21 protein-coding genes are annotated in these 26,254 nt (G+C 70.0%); 7 read left to right on the top strand and 14 right to left on the bottom strand.

The window, feature by feature from the left end:
• Window position 1 precedes the first annotated feature (1 nt).
• Window positions 2-3,532, bottom strand: a complete 3,531-nt coding sequence (locus Mterra_RS00220) for an ATP-binding protein (RefSeq protein WP_119313327.1) — start codon at window positions 3,530-3,532, stop codon at window positions 2-4.
• Window positions 3,533-4,227: 695 nt separating this feature from the next.
• On the opposite strand from Mterra_RS00220, the gene Mterra_RS22815 reads away from it, so the two are divergent.
• Entirely contained in the window at window positions 4,228-5,697 is a 1,470-nt protein-coding gene (locus tag Mterra_RS22815; RefSeq protein WP_218022852.1) for an ATP-binding protein, read from the top strand.
• Window positions 5,698-5,840: 143 nt separating this feature from the next.
• Here Mterra_RS22815 and pilC read toward each other — a convergent pair whose 3' ends face one another.
• Window positions 5,841-7,061, bottom strand: a complete 1,221-nt coding sequence (gene pilC / locus Mterra_RS00210; RefSeq protein ID WP_119313326.1) for a type IV pilus assembly protein PilC — start codon at window positions 7,059-7,061, stop codon at window positions 5,841-5,843.
• Window positions 7,062-7,124: 63 nt separating this feature from the next.
• Here pilC and scpB point away from each other — a divergent pair, with 63 nt between their 5' ends.
• From scpB to Mterra_RS00195, 3 genes are all read left to right on the top strand, one after another.
• Complete coding sequence (gene scpB / locus Mterra_RS00205; protein ID WP_119313325.1) at window positions 7,125-7,643, top strand: SMC-Scp complex subunit ScpB; 519 nt, start codon at window positions 7,125-7,127, stop codon at window positions 7,641-7,643.
• A gap of 137 nt (window positions 7,644-7,780) precedes the next feature.
• Window positions 7,781-8,521 carry a 2-phosphosulfolactate phosphatase gene (locus Mterra_RS00200; protein WP_119313324.1) on the top strand — a complete coding sequence of 247 codons (741 nt, stop codon included), beginning with the start codon at window positions 7,781-7,783 and terminating at the stop codon, window positions 8,519-8,521.
• Window positions 8,521-9,240 carry a WecB/TagA/CpsF family glycosyltransferase gene (locus Mterra_RS00195; protein WP_119313346.1) on the top strand — a complete coding sequence of 240 codons (720 nt, stop codon included), beginning with the start codon at window positions 8,521-8,523 and terminating at the stop codon, window positions 9,238-9,240. Before Mterra_RS00200 ends, Mterra_RS00195 begins: the two co-directional genes overlap by 1 nt.
• A gap of 18 nt (window positions 9,241-9,258) precedes the next feature.
• Here the strand turns inward: Mterra_RS00195 and cimA are convergent, their stop codons facing one another.
• The 9 genes from cimA to Mterra_RS00140 all read right to left on the bottom strand — a co-directional run bounded on the left by cimA (window position 9,259) and on the right by Mterra_RS00140 (window position 20,221).
• A complete protein-coding gene (gene cimA / locus Mterra_RS00190; RefSeq protein ID WP_119313323.1) occupies window positions 9,259-10,845 on the bottom strand; it encodes a citramalate synthase in 1,587 nt (528 codons plus the stop codon).
• A 596-nt stretch (window positions 10,846-11,441) separates the two neighbouring features.
• Entirely contained in the window at window positions 11,442-11,963 is a 522-nt protein-coding gene (locus tag Mterra_RS00175) for a GNAT family N-acetyltransferase (protein ID WP_245971419.1), read from the bottom strand.
• Window positions 11,960-12,253, bottom strand: coding sequence for an antibiotic biosynthesis monooxygenase family protein (locus Mterra_RS00170; RefSeq protein ID WP_119313320.1), 294 nt, complete (start codon window positions 12,251-12,253; stop codon window positions 11,960-11,962). Before Mterra_RS00170 ends, Mterra_RS00175 begins: the two co-directional genes overlap by 4 nt.
• A gap of 51 nt (window positions 12,254-12,304) precedes the next feature.
• Window positions 12,305-13,864: a 2-isopropylmalate synthase gene (locus Mterra_RS00165; protein ID WP_119313319.1), complete on the bottom strand. Its 1,560-nt coding sequence runs from the start codon at window positions 13,862-13,864 to the stop codon at window positions 12,305-12,307.
• A gap of 134 nt (window positions 13,865-13,998) precedes the next feature.
• On the bottom strand, window positions 13,999-15,021 hold the full coding sequence (gene ilvC / locus Mterra_RS00160; protein WP_119313318.1) for a ketol-acid reductoisomerase: 1,023 nt from the start codon (window positions 15,019-15,021) through the stop codon (window positions 13,999-14,001).
• 64 nt (window positions 15,022-15,085) lie between these two features.
• The gene (gene ilvN, locus Mterra_RS00155; protein WP_119313317.1) at window positions 15,086-15,598 is read right to left on the bottom strand and encodes an acetolactate synthase small subunit; all 513 of its coding nucleotides are present in this window, start codon (window positions 15,596-15,598) and stop codon (window positions 15,086-15,088) included.
• A gap of 32 nt (window positions 15,599-15,630) precedes the next feature.
• Window positions 15,631-17,319 (bottom strand): biosynthetic-type acetolactate synthase large subunit, encoded by a 1,689-nt coding sequence (gene ilvB, locus Mterra_RS00150; RefSeq protein ID WP_119313316.1) that lies wholly within the window; start codon window positions 17,317-17,319, stop codon window positions 15,631-15,633.
• Between the two features lie 200 nt (window positions 17,320-17,519).
• A complete protein-coding gene (locus Mterra_RS00145) occupies window positions 17,520-18,707 on the bottom strand; it encodes a DUF790 family protein (protein WP_119313315.1) in 1,188 nt (395 codons plus the stop codon).
• Window positions 18,707-20,221 (bottom strand): DEAD/DEAH box helicase, encoded by a 1,515-nt coding sequence (locus Mterra_RS00140; protein WP_119313314.1) that lies wholly within the window; start codon window positions 20,219-20,221, stop codon window positions 18,707-18,709. Before Mterra_RS00140 ends, Mterra_RS00145 begins: the two co-directional genes overlap by 1 nt.
• Window positions 20,222-20,454: 233 nt before the next feature.
• On the opposite strand from Mterra_RS00140, the gene Mterra_RS00135 reads away from it, so the two are divergent.
• Window positions 20,455-20,712: a hypothetical protein gene (locus Mterra_RS00135; RefSeq protein WP_147372467.1), complete on the top strand. Its 258-nt coding sequence runs from the start codon at window positions 20,455-20,457 to the stop codon at window positions 20,710-20,712.
• Between the two features lie 281 nt (window positions 20,713-20,993).
• On the opposite strand, the gene Mterra_RS00130 is transcribed toward Mterra_RS00135, so the two are convergent.
• Both Mterra_RS00130 and Mterra_RS00125 read right to left on the bottom strand, forming a co-directional pair.
• The gene (locus Mterra_RS00130) at window positions 20,994-22,439 is read right to left on the bottom strand and encodes a PQQ-dependent sugar dehydrogenase (protein WP_119313312.1); all 1,446 of its coding nucleotides are present in this window, start codon (window positions 22,437-22,439) and stop codon (window positions 20,994-20,996) included.
• Between the two features lie 100 nt (window positions 22,440-22,539).
• A complete protein-coding gene (locus Mterra_RS00125; protein ID WP_119313311.1) occupies window positions 22,540-23,523 on the bottom strand; it encodes a YpdA family putative bacillithiol disulfide reductase in 984 nt (327 codons plus the stop codon).
• 191 nt (window positions 23,524-23,714) lie between these two features.
• Here Mterra_RS00125 and Mterra_RS00120 point away from each other — a divergent pair, with 191 nt between their 5' ends.
• Window positions 23,715-24,467 carry a TerC family protein gene (locus Mterra_RS00120; protein ID WP_119313310.1) on the top strand — a complete coding sequence of 251 codons (753 nt, stop codon included), beginning with the start codon at window positions 23,715-23,717 and terminating at the stop codon, window positions 24,465-24,467.
• A 7-nt stretch (window positions 24,468-24,474) separates the two neighbouring features.
• Here the strand turns inward: Mterra_RS00120 and Mterra_RS00115 are convergent, their stop codons facing one another.
• Window positions 24,475-24,927, bottom strand: a complete 453-nt coding sequence (locus tag Mterra_RS00115; protein WP_119313309.1) for a MarR family winged helix-turn-helix transcriptional regulator — start codon at window positions 24,925-24,927, stop codon at window positions 24,475-24,477.
• A 100-nt stretch (window positions 24,928-25,027) separates the two neighbouring features.
• On the opposite strand from Mterra_RS00115, the gene Mterra_RS00110 reads away from it, so the two are divergent.
• On the top strand, window positions 25,028-26,248 hold the full coding sequence (locus tag Mterra_RS00110; RefSeq protein ID WP_119313308.1) for an MFS transporter: 1,221 nt from the start codon (window positions 25,028-25,030) through the stop codon (window positions 26,246-26,248).
• Window positions 26,249-26,254: the final 6 nt, after the last annotated feature.

The following is a 26,254-nucleotide window of genomic DNA, read 5'->3' as shown; positions in this document are numbered from 1 at the left end:
CTCAAGAACCGGCCGAGCTCTCGGTCAGCGGGAGGACCGGGGCAGCCCTGGCGAGCGGGGCGAGGGGCTGCCAGCGGCCCTCGAGCACCTGATCGGCCGCCGCCCAGAAGGCCGGGCGCCGGGAGGGGGGCAGGCCCTGGGCGAGCCCGGCGAGCACCCCGCTCGCCCGCTCGAGGCAGTCCTGGGCCTCCGCGAGCCGCCCCAGGTGGGACAGCCAGTGCGCCTGCTCGGCCTCCAGCAGCCAGTGCTCCAGGGGGAGCCCCATCGCGGCCGCGGTGTGCGCCGCCTGCCGCAGGCGCTCGAGCCCGGCGTCGAACTGCCCCTGGCAGCCCAGCAGCACCCCCCGCGAGGCCAGCGCCAGCAACGCGTAGCGGGGGTGTCCGGCGAAGTGAGCCTCGAGCCCCTCGACGTCACGCTCGGCCTCCTCGCGCGCGCCGCCCAGCAGCAGCGCCTTGGCCTCGTTCCAGCGCAGCCCGGCGAAGACGCTGAAACGGCCGTACTCCCGCCGCCCCAGCGCCGCCCGGGCCAGCTCGGCAGCCTCCTCCCAGCGGCCTTGCCACAGGCGCAGGTCGCACAGCCGGGTGAAGGGAAATTCCCCGAGCTGGTCCCAGTGGATCCCGACGGCGCGCGCCTCCTCCAGCAGCGCCTCCGCCGTGCCCCAGTCGCCCAGGTTCTGGTGGGCGAGCCCCAGCAGGATCAGGCTGCCCATGCGGCGGGGGGGACGGGCCCGCGCGCTCAGGCGGTAGGCCGACTGGGCCACCTCGAGGCCCTCGGCGTAGTGCCCGGCGGTGAGCAGGGCGAAGCCCAGCGCCAGCGCCGCGCCGAGCTCCTGCTCGTAGCTGCCCGCGCGGGCGGCCAGCGCGTGCGCCTTGCGGGCGGCCTCGAGGCTCTTGTGCGGCTCGCCCGACTGCACGTGCAGCCGCGCCTTGAGCACCCAGCCCTCGGCCTCGCCGCGGGCGTTCTCCGTACGGGCGAAGCGTTGCTGGGCCTCGCCCAGCGCCGCCTCGGCGGACGCCCAGTGGCCCAGGTAGAAGTGGGCGCTGGCTAGGGTGAGCCAGGCCCACGGCTGGATGTCCGAGAGGCCGGCCGCGCTGGAGAGCTCGACCGCCCGCCGGGCGTGTTCGATGGCCTTTTGCAGGCGCTGCCGGTGGTGGGCGGGGTCCTGGCCGGTGCGGCCCATCTGGTTGAGCACCGCCAGGTAGTACTCGGTCTGGGCCAGCTCGGCCAGCAGGCCGTGCCGCTGGGCGATGCGCTGGGCCTCGAGGTGGTGTTCCTCGGCCTGGGCGGGCCGGAGGTTGGGGCCGGCCCAGCTCAGGAGGTGGCCCAGTTGGTTGAGGGCGCGGCACTCGAGCTCGGGCGCCCGGCCGGCCCGGGCCCACTCCAGCGCCCGCTCGAAGGCGGCCTGGGCGCCGATGGCGTCGCCCTGGTAGTGGGCCAGCCTCCCCAGCAGCAGCTCGAGCTCGGCCCAGTCCCGCGCGGAGGCCTGCCCCGAGGCCTGCCACAGCGCCCGGGCCCGCTCCAGGTGCGCCACGCCGTCGGCGTAGGCGTAGGCTTTGACCGCCTGCTCGCCCGCCTGCAGCCAGTAGCGCCCCGCCTCCAGCCCCTTCCCCGCCCCCTCGGCGTGCCGGGCCTTGAGCGCGGGCGAGACCGGGCCGGGGCCGGCCTCGAGGAACTCCAGCACCCGCAGGTGCAAAAATTGCACGACCCCCGGGGGGATTCCGTGCTTGACGGTCTCGCGCCACAGGTCGTGGCTGAAGCGCAGGCCCTGCAGCACGCGGGCTTCGGCCAGGGCCTCCAGGCCCGCGCTGAGCTCGAGGGGGTCGAGGCGCAGGGCCGCGGCGGCCAGCTCGTGGGAGAAGACCTCGCCGGCCACGGCGGCCAGGCGGGCCAGCTCGCGCGCGGTGTGCGGCAGGCGCTCCAGGCGCCGCTCGATGATGGTGGTGACGGTGGGCGAGCGCGGCAGGCGGGCCTCGCCGTGGGCGGTCAGGCCGCCCGCCTCGTCGATGGCCCGCACGGTCTCGAGCACGAACAGCGGGTTGCCCCCGGTGAAGCGGCTGAAGGCCTCGGCCAGGGGCTCGAGGTCGGGGCGGCCCAGCGCCAACAGCAGGCGCCGCACCCCGTCGGGGGGGAGGGGGTGGAGGTCGAGGCGCACGGCCGCCTCGCGCTCGAGCAGCGCCCGGACCTGCGCCTCCACCGCCGGCTTGAGCTCCCCCCGGCGGTAGATGAACACCGCCCGCAGCCCGCCCTCCAGCACCCGGTTGAGCCCGTAAATGGCGGCCTCGAAGCTGGCGAGGTCGGCGTTGTGCAGGTCGTCGAGGATCAGCGTGCCGAGCCCGGGCCCGGCCCGGCGCATCAGCTCGGCGCAGGCCTCGAGGAAGCGCAGCTTCCCCTCCTCGCCCTCGATGCGCTCCAGGGCCAGGGGCTCGGCCTCGAGCTCGGGCAGGATGCGCGAGAGCTCGCGGCGCACCCACAGCGGCAGCAGCGAGCCGGGGTGGCGCTCGAGCAGGCGGCGCAGCAGGCGGGCGAGGGTGGCGTAGGGGATGTCGGCGTCGGTGGGGAAGGCCTCGACGCAGGCAAAAGTCCCCATCCCGGCCGCGAACTCGCTCGCCAGGCGGGACTTGCCCACCCCCGGCTCGCCGGTGATGAAGATCAGGCTCCCGGCGCGCCACGCCGTCTCGAGGGCCTCGAGCTCCCCCTCCCGCCCCACCAGCATCCTGGTCCGGGCGCGCGCGTCGCCCAGGAGGCCGGGGCGGGGCTCGTGGTGGCTCGGTCGCAGCAGGGGCCGCACCAGCAGCTCGGTCTCGAGGGCGGGCTCCACCCCGACCTCGCGCCGCAGCAGCTCGCACAGCGACTGGTAGGCCTCCAGGGCCTTGCCCCGGTTGCCCGCGCGCAGGTAGAGGGTGATGAGCTGGCGGTGCGCGACCTCGTCGAGGGGCTCGAGCTGGATGCGGCGCGCGGTGCTCTCCAGCGCCTTGTGGAGCTGGCCTGCCTCGGCCTGGGCCGCGGCCAGGCGCTCGAGCACCTGGGTCATCTGCTGCCGCAGCGCCTCCCGCCGCAGGGCCACCCAGTCCTCGAAGTCCGGGGCGTCGGCGAAGCCCAGCCCCTCGAGGAATTCCCCACGCCACAGCGGGATCACGGCCTCGTGGCGCTCGAGCAGGGCGGGGTGGTCCTCGGGCAGGCGCAGCACGGCCTCGAGCTCGGACAGGTCGAGCCACAGCGGCTGCTCGGGGGCGAGGGCGATCCAGTCGGTGTCCGAGCGCAACGGCTCGAGCCCGGCCGCCCCCAGCGCCTTGTTGAGCTGGGCCAGGAGGTTGCGCAGCGCGGCGCGGCTGGAGGCCCGGTTGCCCGCGGGCCACAACAGCTCGGCGAGGTGCTCGCGCGACTGAGCCCGCCCCTCCACCGCCAGGTAGGCCAGCAGGGCCACGGCCTTGCGCGGCAGCAGGCCCAGACGCACCCCCCCGGCCCGAAACTCGGGCCTGCCCAGGAGGGCGATCTCGAGGGGGATGGGGCTGGGACTGCGTTTCGACGGCACTGCGCCGGGCCTCCGGTGGGGATAGGGCGGGTGGTTTAGATGCCCCCTTCATTTTACGTTAGTACCCCGTTTTTTCGGCGGTTGCGGGACCTGGCCTCCATCGCCTCGGGGCGTTGCGTTTTCGTTGCGCCCGGGCGCTAGGCTAGCGCCATCCTCGGGGCGCAGGCCGGGGACGGAACGGGGTGAACGAGATGTATTCGGCCAACCGTGCGCTGCTCGCAGGTGGTCCCTCCCACGCGAGCGTGGCACTGGCGAGGCTGCTCGCTATTTGCCTGATCGCCCTCTTCGCCCCCGGCCTGGCTGCGAGGAAGCCTTGTGGGCCCAAGGGCCTGGAGGCCCTTGGGCTTCGCCCCGCCGACCCCCCGAACAGGCCCCGCTAAAAGCCGGCGAAACAGCCGTAGGCCCGGGCACCGCCGGGCCTGTCTTTTTCCGCCGGCGAGCCCCGGGCCCGCGGGGCAGCCCGTCGTGGGCTCGAGGCCCCCGACCGATAACCGCGTCGGGTATGGCTTCATGGGCACGGGGCTTTGCGTCCCCGCACGCGACGCTTTCGCAGAAGGTCTATAGAATCGACTTGTCATGAGGCCCTGTTCCCCGTACCCGACCGCCCGGCGCGGCCGGGAGCCTGTCCGCGCCGGGCTCGGCCTGCCGCCCGGGCCGCCTCGAGGCTGCGGCGCCGGGGGCGCGAGGAAGGCGGTATGAACGCGCCCCGCCCGCCCTCGCTCACCAAGTACGCCACCGCTACGCTCCTGACCGCGCTCGCGCTCGCCCTGACCGGCCTGCTCTTCCCGGAGAGCCGCCGCGACACCTTCATGCTGGTCCTCCCGGCGGTCATGCTCAGCGCGCTGTACGGGGGTCTGGGTCCCGGGCTCCTGGCGTCCCTGCTGGGCGCGGTGGGGGCTACCTTCTTCCTGCTCCCCCCGGCCTACGCCTTTGCCGTCGCGCTCCCCGCCGACCTCCTGCGGCTGTTCCTGTTCTCCGCCACCGCCACCCTCGTCAGCTACCTGGTCGCGGCCCGGCGCCGGGCCGAGGAGGCGGCCCGGGCCAGGAGCGAAATGGTGCGCTTCCAGGCCGAACTGCTCGACGCCGTCGACCAGGCGGTGATCGCCACCGACCTGAGCGGACGCATCACCTACTGGAACCGCTTCGCTCAGGAGCTGTACGGCTGGAGCGCGGCAGAAGCCCTGGACCAACCCCTGATGGACCTCCTGCCCGCTTACACCGAGCGGGCACAGGCCGAGACGATCATGGCCCTGCTGCGGCAGGGCCATAGCTGGTCGGGGGAGTTCGAGGTGCGCCACCGGGACGGGCGGGTGTTCACCGTGCTCGTCACCACCTCCCCCATCCGCGACAGCCGGGGGGAACCGGAAGGCCTGGTGGGCGTCTCCCTCGACATCAGCGAGCGCAAGCGGGCGGAGGAGGCCCTGCGCGAGAGCGAGGAGCGCTACCGGCGGCTGGCCGAGGCCCAGAAGCGCTTCGTGGCCGACGCCGCCCACGAGCTGCGCGCCCCCCTCACCGCCATCCAGGGCAACCTCCAGCTCCTGCTGCGCTTCGAGGGGATCGACGAGCGCGAGCGCCGCGAGGCCCTCTCCGACGCCGCCCGCGAGGCCGAGCGCCTGTCGCGCCTGGTCAACGACATGCTCGCCCTCGCGCGCGGCGACGCGGGGCTGCGGCTGCGGCTGGAGCCCGTCCGGCTCGACGAGGTGCTGCAGGAAGCTTTCGTCACCGCCCGCGGCCTGGGGAACCGGCACCGGCTCGAGCCGCCCGAGCCACGGCCGCTCACGGTGCGCGGCGACCGCGACCGGCTCAAGCAGCTCGCCCTGATCCTGCTGGAGAACGCCCTCAAGTACACCCCCGAGGGCGGGGAGGTGCGCCTGGAGCTGGAGCCGGGGGAGGGCTACGCCGAGCTGCGCGTGCGGGACACCGGCGTCGGCATCGCCCCCGAGCACCTGCCCCACGTCTTCGAGCGCTTCTACCGCGCCGACCCCTCGCGCTCGCGCGACCCGGGCGGCACCGGGCTCGGCTTGTCCATCGCCAAGTGGGTCGTCGAGCAGCACGGGGGGGAGATCCGGCTACAGAGCGAGCCGGGCAAGGGCACCACCGCCGTCGTCCGGCTGCCGCTCGAGCGGGCCAGGCAGCCAACGCCCTCCGCCAGCGAGGGAGGCTAGCCCACGAGGTTTCTCGCGGATCGGCCACGCGATGCCCCGCGAGGTTGAACCAGCCGCCGGCCTCGCCTCACCCGCCCCAGGCGCTCGACAGAAGAGCGCCGGGGCCGATACTCTCAGCCCCGGCGCCGTGCGGCACCCGTTGTTTACTGGGCCGAGAGCGTGTTGATGATCTGGAACAGCGGCAGGAACATGCCCGCGACGATCAGGCCCACCACACCGCCCAGGAACACGATCATGACGGGCTCGATGGCGGCGGTGAGGCTGCTGACGGCCTCGTCCACCTCGCGCTCGTAGAAGTCGCCGATCTTCTGCAGCATCACGTCGAGGGCGCCGGTCTCCTCCCCGATGGCGATCATCGAGCCCACCATGGGCGGGAAGACCTGGGGGTAGGCCTGGATGGTGGCGTAGACCGGCTCGCCGGCTTGGATGGTGGTCTTGGTCTCCTCGAGGATGTCCTCGATGATGGCGTTGCCGGCCGTGCCCTTGGTGATGTCGAGCGACTCGACGATGTTGACGCCGCTGGTGATGAGCAGCCCGAAGGTGCGCGAGAAGCGGGCCAGCGCACTCTTCTTGTTCAGGTTCCCGAACACCGGCATCCGCAGCTTGATGCGGTCAACCACCCTGCGGCCTTGTTCGGTGCGGTAGTAGGCGCGGTAGGCGAAGTAGCCCACGATGGCCAGCAGGATGAGGAGGGGCGTCCCTGCCCGCAGCGCGTCGGAGATGGCGATGAGGAAGCGCGTCAGCAGCGGCAGCTCCGAGCCGAGGCCCGACAAAATCCCCGCGAACTGCGGCACCACGCCGGTCAGCAGGAAGTAGGTGACGCCGATCGCGAAGACGAACACGATCGCGGGGTAGGTCAGCGCCGAGCGGATCTTGCCGCGCAGCTCGAGGTCTTTCTCCAGGAAGGTCGCCAGCCGGTCGAGGATGGCGTCGAGGGTGCCCGAGGTCTCCCCCGCCTTGACCAGGTTGACGTACAGGCGCGAGAAGAGCTTGTGCTTGGAGAGCGCGTCGCTGAAGGTGGTGCCGCCCTCGACCTCGGTGCGGATCTCCTTGATGATCTCGCGGAATTTCTTGTTCTCGGTCTGCTTCTCGAGGATCGCCAGCGACTGCACGATGGGCAAGCCCGCCGAGAGCATGGTGGCGAGCTGCCGGCTGAACACCGCGAGGTCCTTGAGGCTGGGGCCCCGGTCGAGCCCCGGGAGCTTGACGTCGGCCTGCAAACCCCTGCCCTGCTCCTTGATCTCGGCCACGAAAAAGCCCTTGTCGCGGAGTGAGCGGGCAGCCGTACGGATGTCCTCGGCTTCGATCACCGCGGCGATCACGCGCCCCTCGCGGTCACGAGCTTTATAGTTGAAACTCGGCATACTGGTAGTATAGCCAGGGTTGAGGGGCGGAGGTGTCCGTTTTCCACCCTGGCTCAAGACATCATGAACGCAGCACAGGCACAGTTGTTGGCAGTGCTCTTCGCCGCGGGCCGGCCCGTGGGCCTGAGCGAGCTCACGGCCTTAGCCCCGGAGGAGACCGTCTTGCGGGAGCTGGTGGGCCTGGAGCACTGGCTCCTCCAGCACCCCATCGGCGTACAGCTCGAGCGGGTGGCCGGCGGGTGGCGGCTGGTGGTCCACCCCAACCACCTCGACGCGGTCGAGCGGGTCCTGCGGCCCAACCCGCCCCGGCTCTCGCGGGCGGCCCTGGAGGTGCTGGCGATCGTCGCCTACCAGCAGCCCATCACCCGCGCCGAGCTCGAGGCCGTGCGCGGGCGCAACGTGGACGGGGTGCTGGAGGGGCTGCTCGAGCGCGAACTCGTGCGGGTGGTGGGCGAGAAGGACAGCGTGGGCAAGCCCAAGCTCTACGGCACCACCGACCGCTTCCTGGAGATCTTCGGGCTCGAGAGCCTCGACGACCTGCCCGAGCTCGAGGAAGGCCCCGTGCTGCTGCTGCGCGGCTAGAGCGCTCTTCACAATTACTGAGCCATTCACAACTCGATTGCACTGTCCTGCACAGCACCGTTGCCTCCCGGATGGGAGGCAACGTCTGTGAAGGGTGCGATAAGCCCCGGCCCGCCGATCCCTGATAATATGCCGTGATGCGTTTGCGGGTTGACCTTCAGCGGAACAAGAACGCTTACCCCGACCAGGTGATCGCGGTGGCCGTGTTCCACGGCAGCGTCGTCGGGGCTTTGCTCAACCAGGGGGCCAGCGAGGTCTGGGTGGCGCCGAGCATCCGGTCGGCCCGGCTGCTGGCCCGCCCCGGCGACGTGCTGCTGGGCGAGGAGGAGGGCATGCCGCCCGAGGGCTTCCACCACAGCCTCTCCCTGCGGGACCTCCTCAAGACCGACTTCTCCGGGCAACGGGCCGTGGTTTTCGCCTACACGCTGTGCAAGGCGCTGGCCCCCACCGACACGCGGGTGATGCTGGGCTACTTCCGCAACGCCCGGGCGGTGGTGGAGGCCAACCTCGACGCCCGCGAGGAAGTGGCGCTGGTGTGTGCCTCCGACGCGAGCGGGGAGCCCAGCCTGGGCAACATCCTGGCCGCGGGGTTCCTGGCCAAGCGCATCCAGCAGCTCGCCAAGGCGGAGCACCTCGAGGGAGCCATGCTGGCCTCGAGCCTGCTCAGGGCCTTTCCCGACCCACAGGAAGGCCTCTTCGCCAGCGCAGTGGGGCAGCGGCTCTACCGCATGGGCCGCAGCGAAGACCTGGCCCTCGCCAGCCTCATCAGCGTCGAGGACGTGATCCCCGAGCTCAAGGAGGTGCGCGTGCTCGACGCGAAGGAGTACGGCCTGAGCAAGAACCGCCCGGTCTACCGCTTCGGGCGCCGGGGGGAATGATGCGGCGGGCGGAAATCCTAGGGCTGCCGGTGGACCTCGTAGGCCTCGAGGAGGCCGTGGAGCGCATCGGGCGGATGCTGGACGCGCCGGGCACCCACCAGGTCATCACCCTCAACCCCGAGTACGTGGTGCGGGCCCAGGGCGACCCCGAGCTCGCGCGGGCCGCGCGGGAGAGCGAGCTGGTCACCGCCGACGGCGTGGGCATCGTCTGGGCGGTGCGCCGCCTCACCGGCGAGCGGTTGCCCGGCCGCGTGACCGGCGCCGACCTCACCCCCGCCCTCCTCGAGCGCTTCGGCCCCCGGCTGCGGGTGTTCTTCCTGGGCGCCAGGCCTGGCGTGGCCGAGAAGGCCGCCGAGAACGCCCGGGCCCGCTGGGGCATCCAGGTGGCGGGCGTGCAGGACGGCTACTTCAAGGACGAAGCCCCGGTGGTCGAGCGGATCGCCCAAGCCCGGCCCGACCTGCTGCTGGTGGGCATGGGCGAGCGCCAGGACCTGTTCATCCACCGCCACAAGGCCCGGCTGGGGGCCAAGGTCGCCATCGGCGTGGGCGGGGTGCTGGACGTGCTGTCGGGCGAGGTCAAGCGGGCGCACCCGCTGGCCCAGCGGCTGAAGCTGGAGTGGCTGGTGCGCATCGCGGGCGACCGCAGGCGCTGGGGGCGCTTCCCGCGGCTGCTCCGGTTCGTGCGGCTGGTGCGGGCGGCGGGGAAAGCCCATAGCTGATGGCCGACCGCCAAGGCGTCAGTCCTGCGGCGCCGGCTGGGCCTTCACCAGCGCGTAGGCGTAGCCGTCGGTGAGGGCCTTGAGGGAGGCCTCGAGGCTGTTGCGGCTCGCGCCCACGGTGGTCCAGCGCTCGCCGGCGCGGTGCATCTCGATCACGACGCGCACCCCGCTCGAGGTGCCGCTCTCCTGGCCGCTGAGGATGCGCATCTTGTAGTCGGAGAGCTCGATCTCGCCGATCTCGGGGTAGAAGGCCTGCACCGCCTTGCGGAAGGCCACGTCCAGAGCTGAGACCGGGCCGAACTTGCTCTCCCCCGCCGTGTGCTGCACGCTCTCCCCCACCTTCACCCGCACCGTGGCCTCGGCCCAGGTGGGGGTGTCGGGGCGGTCGTCGTTGGCGTGCATGAACACGCTGAAGCCCATCAGCTCGAAGGGGAGCTTCCCCCCGCGCAGCCGGTGGGCCAGCAGGTAGAAGCTCGCCTCGGCGCCCTCGAAGGAGTAGCCGGCGTGCTCGAGCTGCTTGACCTCCTCCAAGAGCGCCCCCGCCGTCTCCTTGGGCACCTGCACCCCGGCCTCGGCCAGCTTGGCGAGCAGGTTGCTCCGGCCCGAGAGGTCGGAGACCAGCACCCGGCGGGTGTTGCCGACTGCCTCAGGTTCGACGTGCTCGTAGGTGCGGGGGTTTTTCAGGACTGCCGAGACGTGGATGCCGCCCTTGTGGGCGAAGGCCGCGTCGCCGACGTAAGGCGCACGGATGTTGGGCGTGAGGTTGGCCCGCTCGTCCACGTAGTGCGAGACCTCGCGCAGCTCGGCGAGCTTCTCCCGGCTGATGCCCTGTAGCTCGAGCCCGCACTTGAGGATCAGGTTGGGGATGGTGCTGGTGAGGTTGAGGTTGCCGCAGCGCTCGCCGTAGCCGTTGACGGTGCCCTGCACGTGGGTCGCCCCGGCCCGCACGGCGGCCAGCGCGTTAGCGACCGCCAGCTCGCCGTCGTTGTGGGGGTGGATGCCGACGCGAACGCCCGGGAAGGCCTCCACGACAGCGCGGGTGATCTCGGCGACCTCCTCGGGCAGGCTGCCGCCGTTGGTGTCGCACAGGCACAGCGTGTCGGACCCGCCCCGCACGGCGGCCTCGAGCGTCGCCAGGGCGTAGCCCCGGTTGGCCTTGAAGCCGTCGAAGAAGTGCTCGGCGTCGTGGATGACCCGCCGGCCCTGGCTCACCAGGTAGGCGTAGGTCTCCTCGATCATGCGCAGGTTCTCCTCCAGGCTCACCTCCAGCGCCTCGGTGACGTGGAAGTCCCAGGACTTGGCGACCACCGTGACCACCGGGGTGTGGGCCCCCAGCATGGCCTGCACCGAAGCGTCGTCGTGTGGCCTCAGCCCCTTACGCCGGGTCGAGCCGAAGGCCACCAGCCGGGTCCGGCCCAGGTCCACGCCCCTCATGCGGGCGAAGAACTCGGCGTCCTTGGGGTTCGACCCCGGCCAGCCGCCCTCGACGAGCGGCACGCCGAAGGCGGAGAGCCGCCGGGCGATGGCTACCTTGTCGTCGCTGGAGAGGCTCACGGCCTGCCCCTGGGTGCCGTCGCGCAGGGTAGTATCGAGGATTTCGATCATGTCTACTCCAACCTCTCCAGATCAGCCAAGTCCTGGCTTCTGCCGGAGGCTCGTTTGTTTTTGCGTAGGTCCCGAGGCTGATGAGGGGGATCCTAATACCATCCACCTCGAACTCCTGGCGGTTTTCATAACACTCCGCGAACTCCACGCCCGAGGGTTTGGTCAATAAATCGATCCGTACAGGCGGGTATCCAATCTGGACAACCGTTCCGGCTTCGAGAAAGTCCTCGGCCTTCAACCCCAACGAGGCGAAACCGACACTCTCGATAGCCTTGACTACCTTCTCGGCATTTTCTCGCGAGGCTTCAATCCAGATATCGAGGTCTTTGGTGTACCGGGGATAGCCGTATAAACCTACAGCGTATCCCCCTATCAGCAGATACCTAACTTGGTGTTGGTTTAAGCACTCTAAGAACTCGCTGAAGTCGCGGCTGAGCAGTGCCATATTTCCACTCGTTATATTCGGCGCGGATGGACTCTATGGCTTCGAGGCGTTCCTCTATGGGCCGCGTCCTCCAGTACGCCGCGTCGGAGGGTTCCTCGCCCACCCTGCCCTTGAAAACAACCGCCGCAATTTGCCGTGGCATAGCCCAATTTTACCACCTCCCCGTCCCCAGGTCGCGCCAGCCGTACGCCCATTCCACGAGTTTCTTCCCGCCCACCTCGATCTCCCGCTCGCGCACCTTCACCCCGCCCATGCGCTCGTAAAAGCCCGTGGTGGGGTTCTCGGCCAGCACCCACAGCAGCATGGAGGAATGGCCCCTCGAGGCCATCTCGCTCGTGAAGCGGCGGAAGAGCTGCCCCCCGGTCCCCTTTCCCTGGTGTGCCCGCAGGAGGTAGAGGGCCCACAGCTCGCAGGAAAACTCCCCGTCAGGCTCTTGCGGCGGGCCCCCGGCCACGAAGCCCACGACCCCGTGTTCGGGGGCCTCGGCCACGAACAGCACGCCCTTCCAGCCGGGGTGCTCGAGCCCGCTCTTCCACATCTGCTCGCGCCGCTCGTAGGAGAGCGAGGCCAGGAAGTCGCCGGGGACGATGCCTGCGTAGGTCTCGCGCCAGGAGTCCACGTGGACGCGGGCGATGGCCGGGGCGTCGTCGGGGCGGGCCGGGCGGACGGTCACGGGTATACCGGGGTGGGGTGCCATACGGTGGGAAAGGGTTCGTAGAAGCGGTGGAGCAGCTTTTCCCAGTCCTGGTACCGCGGCGACTGCCGGGAGCCGGCGGTGTGGGCCTCGAGCGTGTCCCGCTCCACGAGCAGCAGGTAGAGGCTGGGGTCCTCGAGGGCGCGGTGCAGCCGGTGCCGGCGGTAGCCGGGGGTCGAGGCGATCGGGCTCGAGGCTCGCCCGAAGGCGGCTTCGAACTCCGGCCCCTGACCGGGCTTGACGCTGGGGTAGGCGGACTCGAGGACCATGCTGTTCCTGGCCTACGGCTATCGCCCATCGGCGGCTTCAGAAGGAAGCCTTCAGCGCACGATGCCCTTGATCTGCACCTCGTCCAGGCTCGGCGGGTGCTTGGCCGCCTGCCCGGCGACCAGCTTGTTGGCCGCGTCGAGGTAGGCGCGGGCCGAGGCCTCGATGATGTCGGGCGAGATGCCGTGGCCGGTGGCGAGCGCTTCGCCGAGCTTGAGCTTGACCGTGACCTCGCCCAGCGCCTCGGTGGTGCCGGTGACGGCCTCCACGCGGTAGAGCTCGAGATCCGGCTGGATCTCGATGGCCTCGGCGAGCGCCTTGTAGACCGCGTCCACCGGCCCGTCGCCGATGGCCGTGGTGGTCACCTCGCCCTCGGGGGTCTTCAGGCGCACGGTGGCGGTGGGCAACATGCCGTAGCCGGAGAAGAACTGGAGCTGCTCGATGCTGAACAGGTGCGCGGTGGGCGCGGTCTCGCTCTCGACCAAGGCCCGCAGCTCCTCGGTGCTGATGGGCCCCTTGCGGTCTACGATCTCGCGGAAGCGCTGGAACACCGCCTGCATCTGGCTCTCGCCGAGCTCGTAGCCCAGGTCCTGCAAGGCCTTCTTGACCGCGGCCCGGCCCGAGTGCTTGCCCAGCACCAGCACCGCGGCCTCGCGCCCGACCATCTCGGCGTTCATGATCTCGTAGGTCTCTTTGTTCTTGATCACGCCGTCCTGGTGGATGCCCGACTCGTGGGCGAAGGCGTTGTCGCCCACGATGGCCTTGTTGGGCTGCACCACCATGCCGGTGTAGCGCTCGACCATGCGGCTGATGCGGTAGATCTCGCGGGTGTTGATCCGGGTCTCGGCCTGGTAGTGGTCGCGGCGGGTGTAGATCGCCATGACCACCTCCTCCAAGGCGGTGTTGCCGGCCCGCTCCCCGATGCCGTTGACGGTGCACTCGATCTGGGTCGCGCCGTTCTCCACCGCCGCCAGGCTGTTGGCGGTGGCCATGCCCAGGTCGTCGTGGCAGTGGGCGGAGATGTGCACGTCGCGCCCGCGCACCACCTCGCCGTGGATGCGCTTGATGAGGGCGCCGTACTCCAGCGGCGTGCCGTAGCCGGTGGTGTCGGGGATGTTGATGGTGGTGGCCCCGGCGGCGATGGCGGTCTCGTACAGGCGCAGCACGAAGTCGAAGTCGGCGCGCATGACGTCCTGGGCGCTGAACTCCACGTCGTCCGTGAAGGTGCGGGCGTAGCGCACCATGGCGTCGGTGAGCTCGAGGACCTGCTCGGGGGTCTTCTTGAGCATGTACTCCAGGTGCACCCGGCTGGCGCTGGTGAAGACGTGGATGCGGCGCTTCTCGGCGGGCTCGAGCGCGGCCGCCGCCCGCTCGATGTCGAGCTTGTGGGTGCGGGCGAGCCCGCAGATCACCGGCCCCTGCACCTCGCGGGCGATCTTGTGCACGCACTCGAACTCGCTCGCCCCGTTCACCGGGAAGCCCGCCTCGATGATGTCCACGTTCAGGCGGGCCAGGGCGTGGGCGATCTCGAGCTTCTGCTGCAGCGAGAGGGCTACGCCAGGGGATTGCTCCCCGTCCCGAAGCGTGGTGTCGAAGATTCGGATGTGGCGCATAAAAAACCTCCGGTTGGGTCTTACGCCTTACGCACTACGCCAAAATCACTTCATGCTCATCGCATCCTCTAGGCGGGAACTGCTTTTAGCCCTGGGCGTACGACGTAGGACGCAAAACGTACGGCCATAAGGGCCTAATCCCCCGCTACCTCTTCCTTGGAAAAGCGCGACTTCAAGAAGGGCATCATCGCGCGCAGCTTGGGGCCGACGACCTCGATGGGGTGGTTCTTCCAGTGGTTGCGGTTGGCGTTGAGGGTGGGCTGGCCCACGGCGTTCTCGAGCATCCACTCCCGCGCGAACTCGCCCTGCTGGATCTGGCGCAGCACCTCGCGCATGCGGGCCTTGGTCTCCTCGCGGTTGACCACCATCGGGCCGCGGGTGTAGTCGCCGTACTCGGCGGTGTTGGAGATGGAGTAGCGCATGCCGGCGAAGCCCGACTCGTAGATCAGGTCCACGATGAGCTTGACCTCGTGCAGGCACTCGAAGTAGGCCATCTCGGGGGGGTACCCGGCCTCCACCAGCGTCTCGAAGCCCGCGGCGATGAGCTGGGTCAGGCCGCCGCACAGCACGGTCTGCTCGCCGAAGAGGTCGGTCTCGGTCTCGTCCTTGAAGGTGGTCTGGATGGTCCCGGCGCGGGTGCCGCCGTTGGCCTTGGCGTAGGCCAGCGCGGTGGGCAGCGCCGAGCCGGAGGCGTCCTGGTAGATCGCCACCAGCGAGGGCACGCCCGAGCCCTTCTCGTACTCGCTGCGCACGAGGTGGCCCGGGCCCTTGGGGGCGACCATCCACACGTCGAGGTCGGGGCGGGGCTTGATCTGGCCGAAGTGGATGTTGAAGCCGTGGGCGAAGGCGAGCGCGGCCCCCTCCTTGAGGTTGGGCTCGACCTCCTCGCGGTAGACCTTGCCCTGGGTCTCGTCGGGGAGCAGCACCATCACCACGTCGGCCTTGCGCACCGCCTCGGCGACGGGGAGCACCTCGAGCCCCGCCCCCCGGGCCTTGGCCTCGTTGCGGCTGCCCGGGCGCAGCCCCACCACCACCTTGACGCCGGAGTCGCGCAGGTTCATGGCGTGGGCGTGGCCCTGCGAGCCGAAGCCCAGGATCGCCACGGTCTTGTCCTTGATAAAGCCCAAGTCTGCGTCGGAGTCGTAATAGATCTTCATCGGATGGTTCTCCCTTCGTATCGCGGCGCTTCCGCGCCGAAAAAGGCAGACCCTGCGGCCTGCCTCACACCGCCGGCTTCTTCTCGCGTACCTTCAACACCTGCTCGCCGCGCGAGAGCGCGACCGCGCCGGTGCGCATGACCTCCAGCAGGCCGTAGGGCCGCATGGCCTCGACGAAATTCTGCACCTTGCTCGAGTCGCCGGTGAGCTCGAAGATGATCGACTTGCGCGCCACGTCCACGATGCGCGCGCGGAAGGCCTCGGCGATGTCCTTGATCTCCAACCGCTCCTCCATGCCCGGCACCGCCACCTTTACCAGCGCCAGTTCGCGCTCGACGTGGGGCTCGGAGTGGTCGGTGACCTTGATGACCTCGACGAGGCGGTTGAGCTGCTTCTCGACCTGCTCGAGCACCCGGTCGTCGCCCGTGACCACCAGCGAGACGCGCGAGAGCCCCTCCTGGTGGGTGCGCCCCACCGCCAGCGACTCGATGTTGAAGCCCCGGCGGGCGATCAGGCCCGCGATGCGCTGCAGGACGCCGGGCTTGTCCTGGACCAAAACGGAAACCACGTGTCGCATGAATTCTCCTTATCCGCCCCTCGCCCCGCGGGTCAGTCGCCGGCCTCGACGGTCTCGCGCGGGTTCTCGATGATCATGTCCTCGGCGGCCCCGCCCGAGGGGATCATGGGGAACACGCCCTCCTCGTGGTGCACGCGGCACTCCAGCAGCACCGGGCCGTCGTGCTCGAGCACCTCCCGCACGGTCTCGGCCAGCCGGGACTTGTCCTCCAGGGTCACGCCCTTGATGCCGTAGGCCTCGGCCAGCCGGGCGAAGTCGGGGTTGGAGTCGGCGAGGTAGACCTCGCTGTAGCGCTTGGCGTGGAAGAGGTCCTGCCACTGCCGCACCATGCCCAAAAAGCCGTTGTTGAGGATGACGATCTTGACGGGGAGGTTGTACTTCTTGACCGTGGCGAGCTCCTGCAGGGTCATCTGGAAGGAGCCGTCGCCGTCGAAGTCGATGACGGTCTCGCCCGGCCTCGCCAGCGCCGCGCCGATGGCGAAGGGCAGGCCCACCCCCATCGTGCCCAGCCCGCCGGAGTTGATCCACGAGCGGGGCTTGTCGAACTTGAAGAACTGCGCGGCGAACATCTGGTGCTGCCCCACCCCCGACGTCACCACCGCCTTGCCCCCGGTGGCCTCCCAGAAGGCGTGGATGACCTCCTGGCTCTGCAGGTAGGGCTGGGGCTTCCAGCTAAAGGGGTGGCGGGTGCGCCACTCGTCCACCTCCTGCCACCACTCCTCCAGGCGCAGCTTCTTCGCGCCCTTGGCGAGCTCGGCGGCCACCCACTTGGCGTCGCCCACCACCGGGATGGCGGTGTTGACCAGCTTGCCGATCTCGGCGGGGTCGATGTCAACGTGGATGATGGTGTGGGCGTTGGGGGCGAAGCGCGAGACCTTGCCGGTGACGCGGTCGTCGAAGCGCAGGCCGATGGCTAAGATGGTGTCGGCGTACTGGATGGAGCGGTTGGCCGCCACCGAGCCGTGCATGCCGGGCATGCCCAGGAACTGCGGGTGGGTGCCGGGGAAAGCGCCCAGGCCCATCAGGGTGGGGATCACCGGGATGCCCGACTTCTCGGCGAACTCGACGACCTCCTTCGAGGCGTGCTGGGCCCCGCCCCCCACCATCAGGATGGGCTTGCGGGCCTTCTCCAGCGCCTCCAGCGCCCGCTCGATCTGGCGGGGGTGCCCCTTGAAGGTGGGCTTGTAGCCGGGGAGGTCGATCTCGGCGTCGAAGCTGCCGGTGAAGGGCGCGAGCTGCACGTCCTTGGGGACGTCCACCAGCACCGGCCCCGGGCGCCCGGTGGAGGCGATGTAGAAGGCCTCGGCGATGACGCGGGGGATGTCGCGCACGTCGCGGATCTGGAAGTTGTGCTTGGTGACGGGCTGGGTGATGCCGCAGACGTCGGCCTCCTGGAAGGCGTCGGTGCCGATGAGCGCCTGGGGGACGTTGCCGGTGATGGCGACGACGGCGGTGGAGTCCATCAGCGCGTCCTGCAGCCCGGTGACGAGGTTGAGGGCCCCCGGCCCCGAGGTCGCCATCACCACGCCGACCTTGCCGCTGGCGCGGGCGTAGGCGGTGGCGGCGTGGACCCCGCCCTGCTCGTGCCGCACCAGGATGTGCCGGATGGGGGAGTCGTAGAGGGCATCGTAGGTGGGCATGATGGTGCCCCCGGGGTGCCCGAAGAGGGTGGTCACCCCCTGCTTCTCCAGCGCTTTCAGGATTGCCGCCGCTCCGTTCATACACGCTCCTCTTCCAAAAAAACTCCCCCGGGAAGTATCCGGGGGTTTGCGATGCGCTTAAGCTCGTACAGCTACACCCTATCCCCGGCAGGCCCGATAATTACTAGGCCTACTACGACTAGGGTTAGGGCGAGGCTCGCAGGCATCTTGCCTGTGAGTCTACGGGGCTTTGGTATACCGTGTCAAGCCGCCCCTCGAGGCTAAGGGCCGCCCCCGCCCATCTCCTCGAGCACCCCCAGCACCGCCTTGGGCTCGAGCTGCCCCTTGAACCAGACCACGGGGCCGAGGATGCCCTCGAGGTCGTCGCGGCTGACTTTTAGCCGCTCGGAGACCGCGAGCACGAGGTTGTCCAGGCCCGCTTTTCTCACCTTCTCGAACTTGCGCCGCAGGTACTCGGGGTGCCAGAAGCCCACGATCTCGACGTAGACGGTGCGCCCGCCGGGGTGGCGCAGGGCGAAGTCGGGGAGGAAGACGGTGCCCTTGAGGTCCACCACCTCCACCTCGCGCTCGAGCGCCCACTCGCTGCCCAGCTTCTCCCAGCGCCTGGCGAAGGTGGCCTCGAGCATCGAGTCGAACTCGGGCGGCTTGGGGTAGTGCGAGACGAGGTTGTTGCGCGAGCTGAGCGCGTACTCGACCTCCTGGCCGTGGAGGTTGAGCCGCGCCAGCAGCTCCCACCGGCTCACGTGGAGCAAAGCGGGCAGCAGTGCGGCCATCTGCACCCCGTAGCGGCGGGTCTGGGCGAAGAGCGAGCTGGGGCCGTCCACGTGCACGCGGTAGCCCGAGTCGAGGTCGCCCTCCACCACCCACATCAGCCGGTAGAACTTGAGGTAGCGGAACAGGCGCTTGTACTGCCCCGAGGTGTTGCGGTGGGCCTGGACGACGAGCTCGGTGGCGTAGTACAGCAGCCCCTGGGCCTGGGCGAGGTTGTAGCGCTCGAGCAGCCCCCGGGGCGTGAGGTCGGGGACCGAGACCAGGACGTGGTTCTCGGGGAGGTCGGCGTAGAGGGCGTCGCGCAGGACCTCCCCCTCCAGCTTGAACTCCTCCCCCAGCTCGCCCAGCACCGCCAGGGCCTCGCGCTCGCCGTAGCCGCGCCCGGCGGCCAGGGTGAAGGCCTTGCGCCGCAGGAACTCGGGCTCCACGAGCGAGCGCACCTCGAAGGTGGCCTCGTTCAGCGCCAGGTGGGCCAGGCCGCGCACCAGGCTGTAGTCGGGGGAGTCGCCCTCGAGCGCGAGCAGGGCCTCCTCGAGCTCCCCCCGCCGCCGGCTCAGGTGCTCGCCGATGACCCGCAGCACGCCCTCGGCCCAGGGCAGCCCCTTCTCGGGCCGGGTGAAGCGGGGCGTGGCCCGCCCGCCGCGCACGGTGTAGTGCAGCAGCTCGGAGGGGAGCATCAGTCCTCCCCCAGGTCGTCCCAGAGGATGGGCTGGTCGGCGAAGGCGGCGTTCTCGAGCCGCGAACCGCTACCCCCCGGGAACTCGAGCCGCGCACCGCTACCCCCCGTAACGAGCCGCGAACCGCTACCCCCCGTAACGAGCCGCGAACCGCTACCCCCCGGGTCGAGCCGCACCCCCTCCCTGCGCCGCTCCGAGACCCGTTCTTCGCGGGTCTCTTTGGCGATGACCTCGTAGAGCACGGCCCGCTTGCCCTCCGAGCGGCGCAGGATGCGGCCCAGGCGCTGCACGAGCTCGCGGGGCACGCTCGAGCCCGAGAGCACCACGCCCACGCTGGCGTCGGGCACGTCCACGCCCTCGTTGAGCACCTTGCTGGTGACGATGGCGCGGTAGGTCCCGTCGCGGAAGCGCTCGAGGAACTCCTGCCGCTCCTTCACGCGGGTCTGGTGGGTGAGGCAGGGGATGAGGTAGGCGCGGGAGACGGCGTAGGCGGTGTCGTTGTCGGCGGTGAAGATCAGGATCTTCTCCCCGGCGTGGCGGGCGAGGATGACCTCGAGCGCCCGCAGCTTGCCCGGCGTGGCCGCGGCGATGCGCCCAGCCTCGCGGTGCGCGCGCATGGCCCGCCGCCCGGCCTCCGAGCGGGCCGACATCATCACGAAGCGCTGCCAGCCCTGCAAGGTGCCCAGCCCCAGCCCGTGCTCGTCGAGGAAGCGGTTGCGCTCCTCGAGCGCCTGGTGGTAGGCCTGCCGCTCGGCCAGGCTGAGGTCGGTGTAGATGCGCTCGATGCGGTACTCGGCCAGCACGTCGCCCTGCAGCTCGGCGGCGTGGCGGCGGTAGACCAGCGGCCCGACCAGCTCGGGCAGCTCCTCGTGGCGCAGGTCGGCCCGCTCGAGGGTGGCGGTGAGGCCCAGGCGGTAGGGCGCGAGCGAGAACAGGGCGATGGCGCGGTAGAAGTCGGTGGGCAGGTGGTGAACCTCGTCGAAGACCAGCGTGCCGTAACGGTTGCCCAGCTTCTCGGCGTGGATGGCGGCCGAGTCGTAGGTGGCGACGGCGAGTTCCGTCACCTCGTGGTAGCCCCCGCCGATCAGCCCGACGTAGGCGCCGGGGAAGGCGGCGCGGAGGTGGGCGTACCACTGGTGCATCAGGTCGAGGGTGGGCACCACCACCAGCGCGCTCCTGCAGGCCCACGCGACGGCCGAGAGCCCCACCAGGCTCTTCCCCGCCCCCGTGGGCAGCACCACCAGCCCGCGCCCCCCGGCCCGCCTCCAGGCCGCGAGGGCCGCCTGCTGGTGCGGGTAGAGCGCGTGCGGCGGGGTGAACTCGAGCTCGAGCTTCCCGTACGCCGGGGCCCGGTTCTCCCGGATCTGGCCCCGCAAGACCCGGATCACCTCGGGGTAGCTGATGGCCGGGGCCCGGTACGCCTCCACCCGGGGGTCGAACTCGAAGGGCGCGGGCGGCAGGCTGGCGAAGCCCTCGAGCAGGAGGGTTCCCCGGTCGAAGCGCAGCACCGCCATGGGAGTTCCACCATAGCCCTCGATCTGTTAAAACACAAATTCGCAGGTCACGATCAATAAATAACAGAATAGTTGTAGAAAACGCGCTTTCACAAGGGCCCCAACGCCCCCTTTGTGACCCGGCGTTACCTCTTATCCCCGCTTAACCCGCCCAAAAGGTAACGATCGGGAGGCGCTTTTGAACCAATGGCCGCGCCCTTGCTTGCTACCCTTGGCTCTCGAGGAGGTGGTTCATGCGCAGAAATACCCATACCGATAAACATCTGCGAACCGTCTACTCGGTGTTCGCCACGGGAGCCGTCCTGTGGTTCGTCGGCGTCGTCGGGCTCCTGCTGACCCTTCAGGGCGGGACCGACACGGTGCGGCTGATAGCCGGGGTCGTGATGTTCTTCGGGCAGATCGTCGCCGCCTTCGCGGTCATCCTCAAGCAGTTCCCGCCCCGCGAAGCCCGCCAAAAGCAGGCCCCAGCCCAGCTAGCGACCGACCAGTAGCGAACACCGAGGACAAAGAAGGGGCTCCGGCAAGGGGCCCCTTCGGAATTGGCAGCAAGCGGTGAGCGGTCAGCCTTCAGCGGTCAGCTATCAGCGATAAGCAGGTGGCTAGTGGCCCGTGGTGAAGGGAACCCCTCCCCGCACGCGGGGAGGGTTTATCCCCCCCAGCCCCCCTTGCTAAGGGGGGAGTAAGGCGTCTCGCGTCTCGCGTTTGGCGTTTGGCGTCTTGCGTACGACGTAGGACGTACGACCCACGCCAGCGTCCGGCGATCGGCTATCGACTATCGACCGTCCGGCACGACACGGTAAATCTTGCTGTCGTCGGTGGAGAAGTAGATGAAGCCGTCGGGGCCTACCGTCACGTCGCGCAAGCGGCCGTAGGGGCCGGACGAGTCGCTCAGCTTGCCGATGATGAGCTCCTCCTTGGCAACGGCCTCGCCGCTGAGCTCGAGGCGGTACATGCGCCCGGTCTTGAGGGTGACGAAGAAGAGGCTTCCCTTCCAGGCGGGGAAGGCGTCGGCGTTGTAGAAGGTCATGTCGGAGATGGCGACGGTGCGGTCGGCGTAGTAGGCCTTGGTGGCGGGCTGGTAGGGTTGGCGGTCGGGGCGGTCGCAGGGGTCTTCGCCCTTGCACTCGGGCCAGCCGTAGTTATAGCCCGGCTTGATCAGGTTGAGCTCGTCCTTGACGTCGGGGCCGTGCTCGGTGGACCACAGCTTGCCGGTGGCGGGGTCGAAGGCCAGGCCCTGCGGGTTGCGGTGGCCGATGCTCCACATGGCCTTGACCGCGCCGGACACGTCGGGGTCGTTGTAGTAGGGGTTGTCGGTGGGGATGGAGCCGTCGAGGTTGATGCGGAAGATCTTCCCGGCCAAGAGCTTCTTGCTCTGGGCCTTGGCGTCGTTGCCGGGCTCGCCGGGGACGTTGGAGGGGGCCGCCGCCGCGTCGCCCATGCTGACGAAGAGGTGCTTTTTGCCGGGCGAGAGCAGCACCCGGCAGCCGTTGTGGTTCCACCAGCCCAGCATGTCGTCGAGGAGCTTGACCTCGCCGGTGAGGCCAGAGCCCGAGATCACGAAGCTCGAGAGGCGGTTGCGGGCGTTCTCCTCCTTGCTGGAGTCGCCGTTTTTCCAGTAGGAGTAGCAGACGTAGACCTTTTTGTTCGCGGCGAAGTTGGGGTCGAGCTCCAGGCCCATCACCCCGCCCTCGCCTTCGTCGCGCACCGCGGCCGAGGAGGCGTAGGCGGTGACGCTGCCCGAGGCGAGCTCGAGGGCAAAGAGCTTGACGCTCGATTGGTCGCGGTCGGTGAAGTAGAGCCTGCCGTCGGGGCCGAAGTTGAGGCTCCAGATGGTCCCGGCCTTCACGTCCTTGACCAGCTCGACCTTGTAGCCCCCGGCGGGCACGGGGTCGGCGGTCTTGGCCGAGGCCTCCACCCAAGCGCTGCTCGCCGCGCCGTTGGTGGCCTTGAGGCGGTAGGCGTAGGCGGTGCTCGGCTGCAGGCCGCCGTCGGTGTAGGTGGTGTCGGCGGGCTGGGCGACCTCGGCGTAGGCGGCGGCGCCGGTCTTGCGCTCGAGGACGTACCCCTTCGCGCCCTGGACGGCCTGCCAGTCGAGCTTGACGGCGTTGGGGGAGACGGCGGCGGCCTGGAAGCCGGCCGGGGGCTCGAGGGTTTGGCCGGGTTTCTGGCAGGCCACGGCCAGCACCAGCAGCAGGGGCAATGCGGTCGTGCGGTTCATCCGGGAATTCCTCCTTCGCGGGCCCTTCGGTTCCTCGCCCAGGTTTATCCCCGCGCATTTTCGCTTTAGTAGGGTTGCGTGAATTTTCCTTTACCCAGCCTCAGGCGCGGGGGGCGGGCGCCAGCCGCCGCGCGATCTCGGCCACCGCGGCGCGGGCGTGCTCGCGGCCGTTCTCGATGAACACCGTGCGCGTGTCGGAGCCGAAGCCGGCCGAGCCCGCCACGAACAGCCCCGGCAAGGAGGTCTCGTAGGCGGCGGAGAGCACGGGCTGGTCGCCGTGCTCGTCGAAGCGGATGCCCGCCTGGCGCAGCAGGCGGTCCACCGCGCGGTAGCCGATGTGCACCACGACGAAGTCGGCGGGGAGGGTCTGGAGGCCACCGGGCTGCTCGACGGTGAGGCTGCGCGGCCCGATCTCGAGCACCTTCGCGCTCAGCAGGAGCCGGATCGAGCCTTCCTTGACCCGGTTCTCGAAGTCGGGCTTGAGCCAGTACTTGACCCTGGGCCGGATCTCGGCAGCGTGGTGGACCACCGTCACCCTCGCCCCGCCCCGGTAGAGCTCGAGGGCGGTCTCCACCGCGCTGTTGGAGCCGCCGACCACCACCACCTCCTGCCGCCAGTAGCCCAGCGCCTCGTCGATGCCGTAGCGGACGTGGGGCAGCTCCTCCCCGGGCACCCCCAGGCGGTTGGGGTTGTCGTAGTAGCCCGTGGCGACGACCACGAAGCGGGCGCGGTGGCTGCCCTCGCCGTCGCGTCCGCGGTAGCCGACCGTGAAGTTGCCCTGTGCCCCGGCGATGCCCGTGACCTCGGCGTAGGTGTGCACCTCGAGGCCCTCCACCTCCGCCACCCGGCGGTAGTAGGCCAGGGCCTCGCGGCGGGTGGGCTTGGGGGCGAGCGAGGGGAAGGGGTGCCCGCCGATCTCGAGGTTGCGGGCCTCGGAGAAGAACACGGTCTCGCGGGGCCAGCGGTAGAGGGTGTTGAGCAGGGGCCCCTTCTCGAGCACCAGCGCCCTCAGCCCGCGCCGCTTGGCCTCGATGGCGGCGGCGAGCCCCACCGGGCCGGCCCCCACGACGATCAGATCCCACATGCCCCCCATGCTACAGGGCCGGGCTTAGGGGAAACTGTTCCCCAGGAAGCGTAGGCCGCGCCTGCCCGAGGGCGCCGCTTCTCCCGGCCGCGCCCTCGCGTCTCGCGGGGAAAACTGTTGCGTACAGCACGCGAAAACTGAGTTGGTGGGGGGCGCGGTCCTCACGAAGAGTGCTCTAAGCTTGTGCATGTATGGAGTGGATCGCCAACCCCGAAATCTGGACCGCGCTCGTCACGCTGACCGTGCTCGAGATCGTGCTGGGCGTGGATAACGTCATCTTCATCTCGATCCTGGCCGCGAAGCTGCCCAAGGAGCAGCAGGACCGCGCCCGCCAGACCGGGCTCTTGCTGGCCGCGGGCATGCGGCTGCTGTTCCTGCTGGCCATCGGCTGGATCATCGGCCTCAAGGCCACGCTCTTCACGGTGCTGGGGCAGGACATCTCGGGCAAGGACATCGTGCTGATGCTGGGCGGGCTCTTCCTGATCTACAAGGCCACCAAGGAGATCCACGAGAAGCTCGAGGGCGAGGAGGGCCACGCCAGCGCCCGCGTCGCCCCCACCTTCGCCGCGGTGATCGGCCAGATCCTGCTGCTGGACCTGGTCTTCTCCATCGACTCGGTGATCACCGCCGTGGGCATGACCCCCTACGTGCCGGTGATGATGGCCTCGGTGATCGTGGCGGTGGCGATCATGCTCTTCGCCTCCAAGAGCATCTACGGCTTCGTCAACCGCCACCCGGCCGTCAAGATGCTGGCGCTGTCCTTCCTGCTGCTCATCGGCGTGAGCCTCATCGCCGAGGGGCTGGGCCAGAAGATCCCCAAGGGCTACATCTACTTCGCCATCGCCTTCGCGGTCTTCACCGAGTGGCTCAACATCCGCGCCGGCAGCCGCAGCAAGGCCAAGCCGGTGCAGCTTCACCAGCCCTACGAGCAGACGAAGGAGTAGCCGGCAATTACCCCCCGGGCGGGCGGGCCTCGAGCTCTTCCAGCACCGCGTTCACGGCCCCGAGGAGGGGCCGGATCTTTTCGTCGGGGACCCGCGAGAGCGCCTTGACGATCTGCTCGAGCGCGGCCTGGTCGAACTGCCGGGTGATCGTGCGGCCCTGGGGGCTCAGCCGCACCTGCTTCTCCCGGCGGTTGGCGGGGTTCTCGGCGCGCTCGAGAAGCCCCTGCCGCACCATGCGCTCGACCATCTGGCTGGCCGCCGCCTTGGAGAGCCCGGTGCGCGCGGCGACCGCGGAGACCTTGAGCGACTCGTTCACGCTCAGCTCGTAGAGCGTGTTGATCTCGCGCAGGGTGAGGCCGTGGATCTGGGCCATCTCGCTCACCTGCCCGGTCCAGTCGGCGAAGGCCACCTCGCTCAGCCGCCACAGGGCCTGGGCCAACTCCTGCCGTAGGGCGTCCACCCCCCCATCTTAGGCCAAAACGGCGAACGGTTCGGCGAGCCGCTATTTACGGTTGGCAAAACAGTTTGACAAACCAAACCTTCGCGGCTAGAGTGAGCCCATGGCGCGCTCGGGCCTGCTGGTGGTGCTGGCGATCCTGTTCGTGGACGTCGCGGGCGAGGGGCTGGTCTACCCCATCACGCCCAGCTTCCTGCAGGCGCTGGGCGGCGGCACGGCGCAGGAGGCGGCCCGCCTCTACGGCGGGTCGCTGGCGCTTTACGCCGGGCTGACCCTGTTCTTCGCCCCGGTGTGGGGGATGCTCTCCGACCGTTACGGTCGCAAGCCCGTCCTGCTGCTGTCGATGGCGGGGGCGGCGGCGGGGAACCTGCTCACCGCCCTCGCGCCGGGCCTCGAGCTCTACTTCCTGGGCCGCGTCGTCGCGGGGGCCACCAGCGCCAACCTGGTGGTGATCAACGCCTACCTGGCCGACGTCTCGCCCCCCGAGCAGCAAGCCCGCAGCTTCGGCCTCGTCGGGGCGGTCTTCGGCGTCGGCTTCGTGGTCGGGCCCGCGCTGGGCGGCCTGGTGGGCGACTGGGGCTTGCGGGTGCCGTTCTGGATCGTGGCGGGCTTCTCGGCCTTCACCTTCACGCTGGCCCTGGCGCTGCTGCCCGAGTCGCTGAGGGCGGAGAAGCGCAAGCGAACGCTGCGCTGGCTCGAGGCCAACCCCTTCGGGGCGCTGGCCGCCCTGGGCCGCTACCCGCTGCTGCGCGCGCTGGCCTGGACCATCCTGCTCAACGGCCTGGCGATGAACATGCTGGTCGCGGTGTGGATCCCCTACGTCGCCTACCGCTACGGCTTCGGCCCCGCCGAGAACGGCCTCACCCTGGCGGCCTTCGGGCTGATGACCGCCCTGGGGCAGGGGCTGGTGGTGCCCTGGCTGGTCCCGAAGCTGGGGGAACGGCGGGCCGTCGTGCTGGGCCTGGGCGTGAGCGCGCTCAGCTTCGTGCTCTACGGCCTCGCCAGCGCCCCCTGGATGCTCTTCGCGGTGCTGGCGGTCACCACGCTGGGCGCGGTGGACGAGCCCGCGCTGCAGGCCCTCATCAGCCGCAGCGTCCGGCCCGACGAGCAGGGGACCGTGCAGGGCGCCCTGGCGACCCTCGGCAGCCTGATGGGCGTCGTGGGCCCGGTCGCGGGCACCTACCTCTTCAGCCGCTTCACCGGGCCTCAGGCGGTAACACAGCTCCCCGGCGCCGCCTTCTTCGCCGGGGCATTGTGCGTGGCGCTCGGCTTGGGGATCGCCTACCGCGCGCTGCGCCGTTTCGCCCCCCGGCCCAGCCGGTAAAATGGC

Origin of the sequence: Calidithermus terrae, from assembly GCF_003574345.1 — a bacterium.
GTDB classification, from domain to species: Bacteria; Deinococcota; Deinococci; order Deinococcales; family Thermaceae; genus Calidithermus; species Calidithermus chliarophilus.
Note: the sequence above shows the minus strand (reverse complement) of the source record. Positions and strands in the feature narration are given on the sequence as shown.

What these genes read in the sequence shown, in the direction of transcription:
- Mterra_RS22815 (WP_218022852.1), top strand. Translation starts at nt 4,228, where the DNA reads ATGAACGCGCCCCGCCCGCCCTCGCTCACCAAGTACGCCACCGCTACG.
- Mterra_RS00110 (WP_119313308.1), top strand. Translation starts at nt 25,028, where the DNA reads ATGGCGCGCTCGGGCCTGCTGGTGGTGCTGGCGATCCTGTTCGTGGAC.
- ilvN (WP_119313317.1), bottom strand. Translation starts at nt 15,598, where the DNA reads ATGCGACACGTGGTTTCCGTTTTGGTCCAGGACAAGCCCGGCGTCCTG.
- cimA (WP_119313323.1), bottom strand. Translation starts at nt 10,845, where the DNA reads ATGATCGAAATCCTCGATACTACCCTGCGCGACGGCACCCAGGGGCAG.
- ilvB (WP_119313316.1), bottom strand. Translation starts at nt 17,319, where the DNA reads ATGAACGGAGCGGCGGCAATCCTGAAAGCGCTGGAGAAGCAGGGGGTG.
- Mterra_RS00125 (WP_119313311.1), bottom strand. Translation starts at nt 23,523, where the DNA reads ATGTGGGATCTGATCGTCGTGGGGGCCGGCCCGGTGGGGCTCGCCGCC.
- pilC (WP_119313326.1), bottom strand. Translation starts at nt 7,061, where the DNA reads ATGCCGAGTTTCAACTATAAAGCTCGTGACCGCGAGGGGCGCGTGATC.
- scpB (WP_119313325.1), top strand. Translation starts at nt 7,125, where the DNA reads ATGAACGCAGCACAGGCACAGTTGTTGGCAGTGCTCTTCGCCGCGGGC.
- Mterra_RS00145 (WP_119313315.1), bottom strand. Translation starts at nt 18,707, where the DNA reads ATGCTCCCCTCCGAGCTGCTGCACTACACCGTGCGCGGCGGGCGGGCC.
- Mterra_RS00120 (WP_119313310.1), top strand. Translation starts at nt 23,715, where the DNA reads ATGGAGTGGATCGCCAACCCCGAAATCTGGACCGCGCTCGTCACGCTG.
- Mterra_RS00135 (WP_147372467.1), top strand. Translation starts at nt 20,455, where the DNA reads ATGCGCAGAAATACCCATACCGATAAACATCTGCGAACCGTCTACTCG.
- Mterra_RS00140 (WP_119313314.1), bottom strand. Translation starts at nt 20,221, where the DNA reads ATGGCGGTGCTGCGCTTCGACCGGGGAACCCTCCTGCTCGAGGGCTTC.
- Mterra_RS00200 (WP_119313324.1), top strand. Translation starts at nt 7,781, where the DNA reads ATGCGTTTGCGGGTTGACCTTCAGCGGAACAAGAACGCTTACCCCGAC.
- Mterra_RS00130 (WP_119313312.1), bottom strand. Translation starts at nt 22,439, where the DNA reads ATGAACCGCACGACCGCATTGCCCCTGCTGCTGGTGCTGGCCGTGGCC.
- Mterra_RS00170 (WP_119313320.1), bottom strand. Translation starts at nt 12,253, where the DNA reads ATGGTCCTCGAGTCCGCCTACCCCAGCGTCAAGCCCGGTCAGGGGCCG.
- ilvC (WP_119313318.1), bottom strand. Translation starts at nt 15,021, where the DNA reads ATGAAGATCTATTACGACTCCGACGCAGACTTGGGCTTTATCAAGGAC.
- Mterra_RS00165 (WP_119313319.1), bottom strand. Translation starts at nt 13,864, where the DNA reads ATGCGCCACATCCGAATCTTCGACACCACGCTTCGGGACGGGGAGCAA.
- Mterra_RS00195 (WP_119313346.1), top strand. Translation starts at nt 8,521, where the DNA reads ATGCGGCGGGCGGAAATCCTAGGGCTGCCGGTGGACCTCGTAGGCCTC.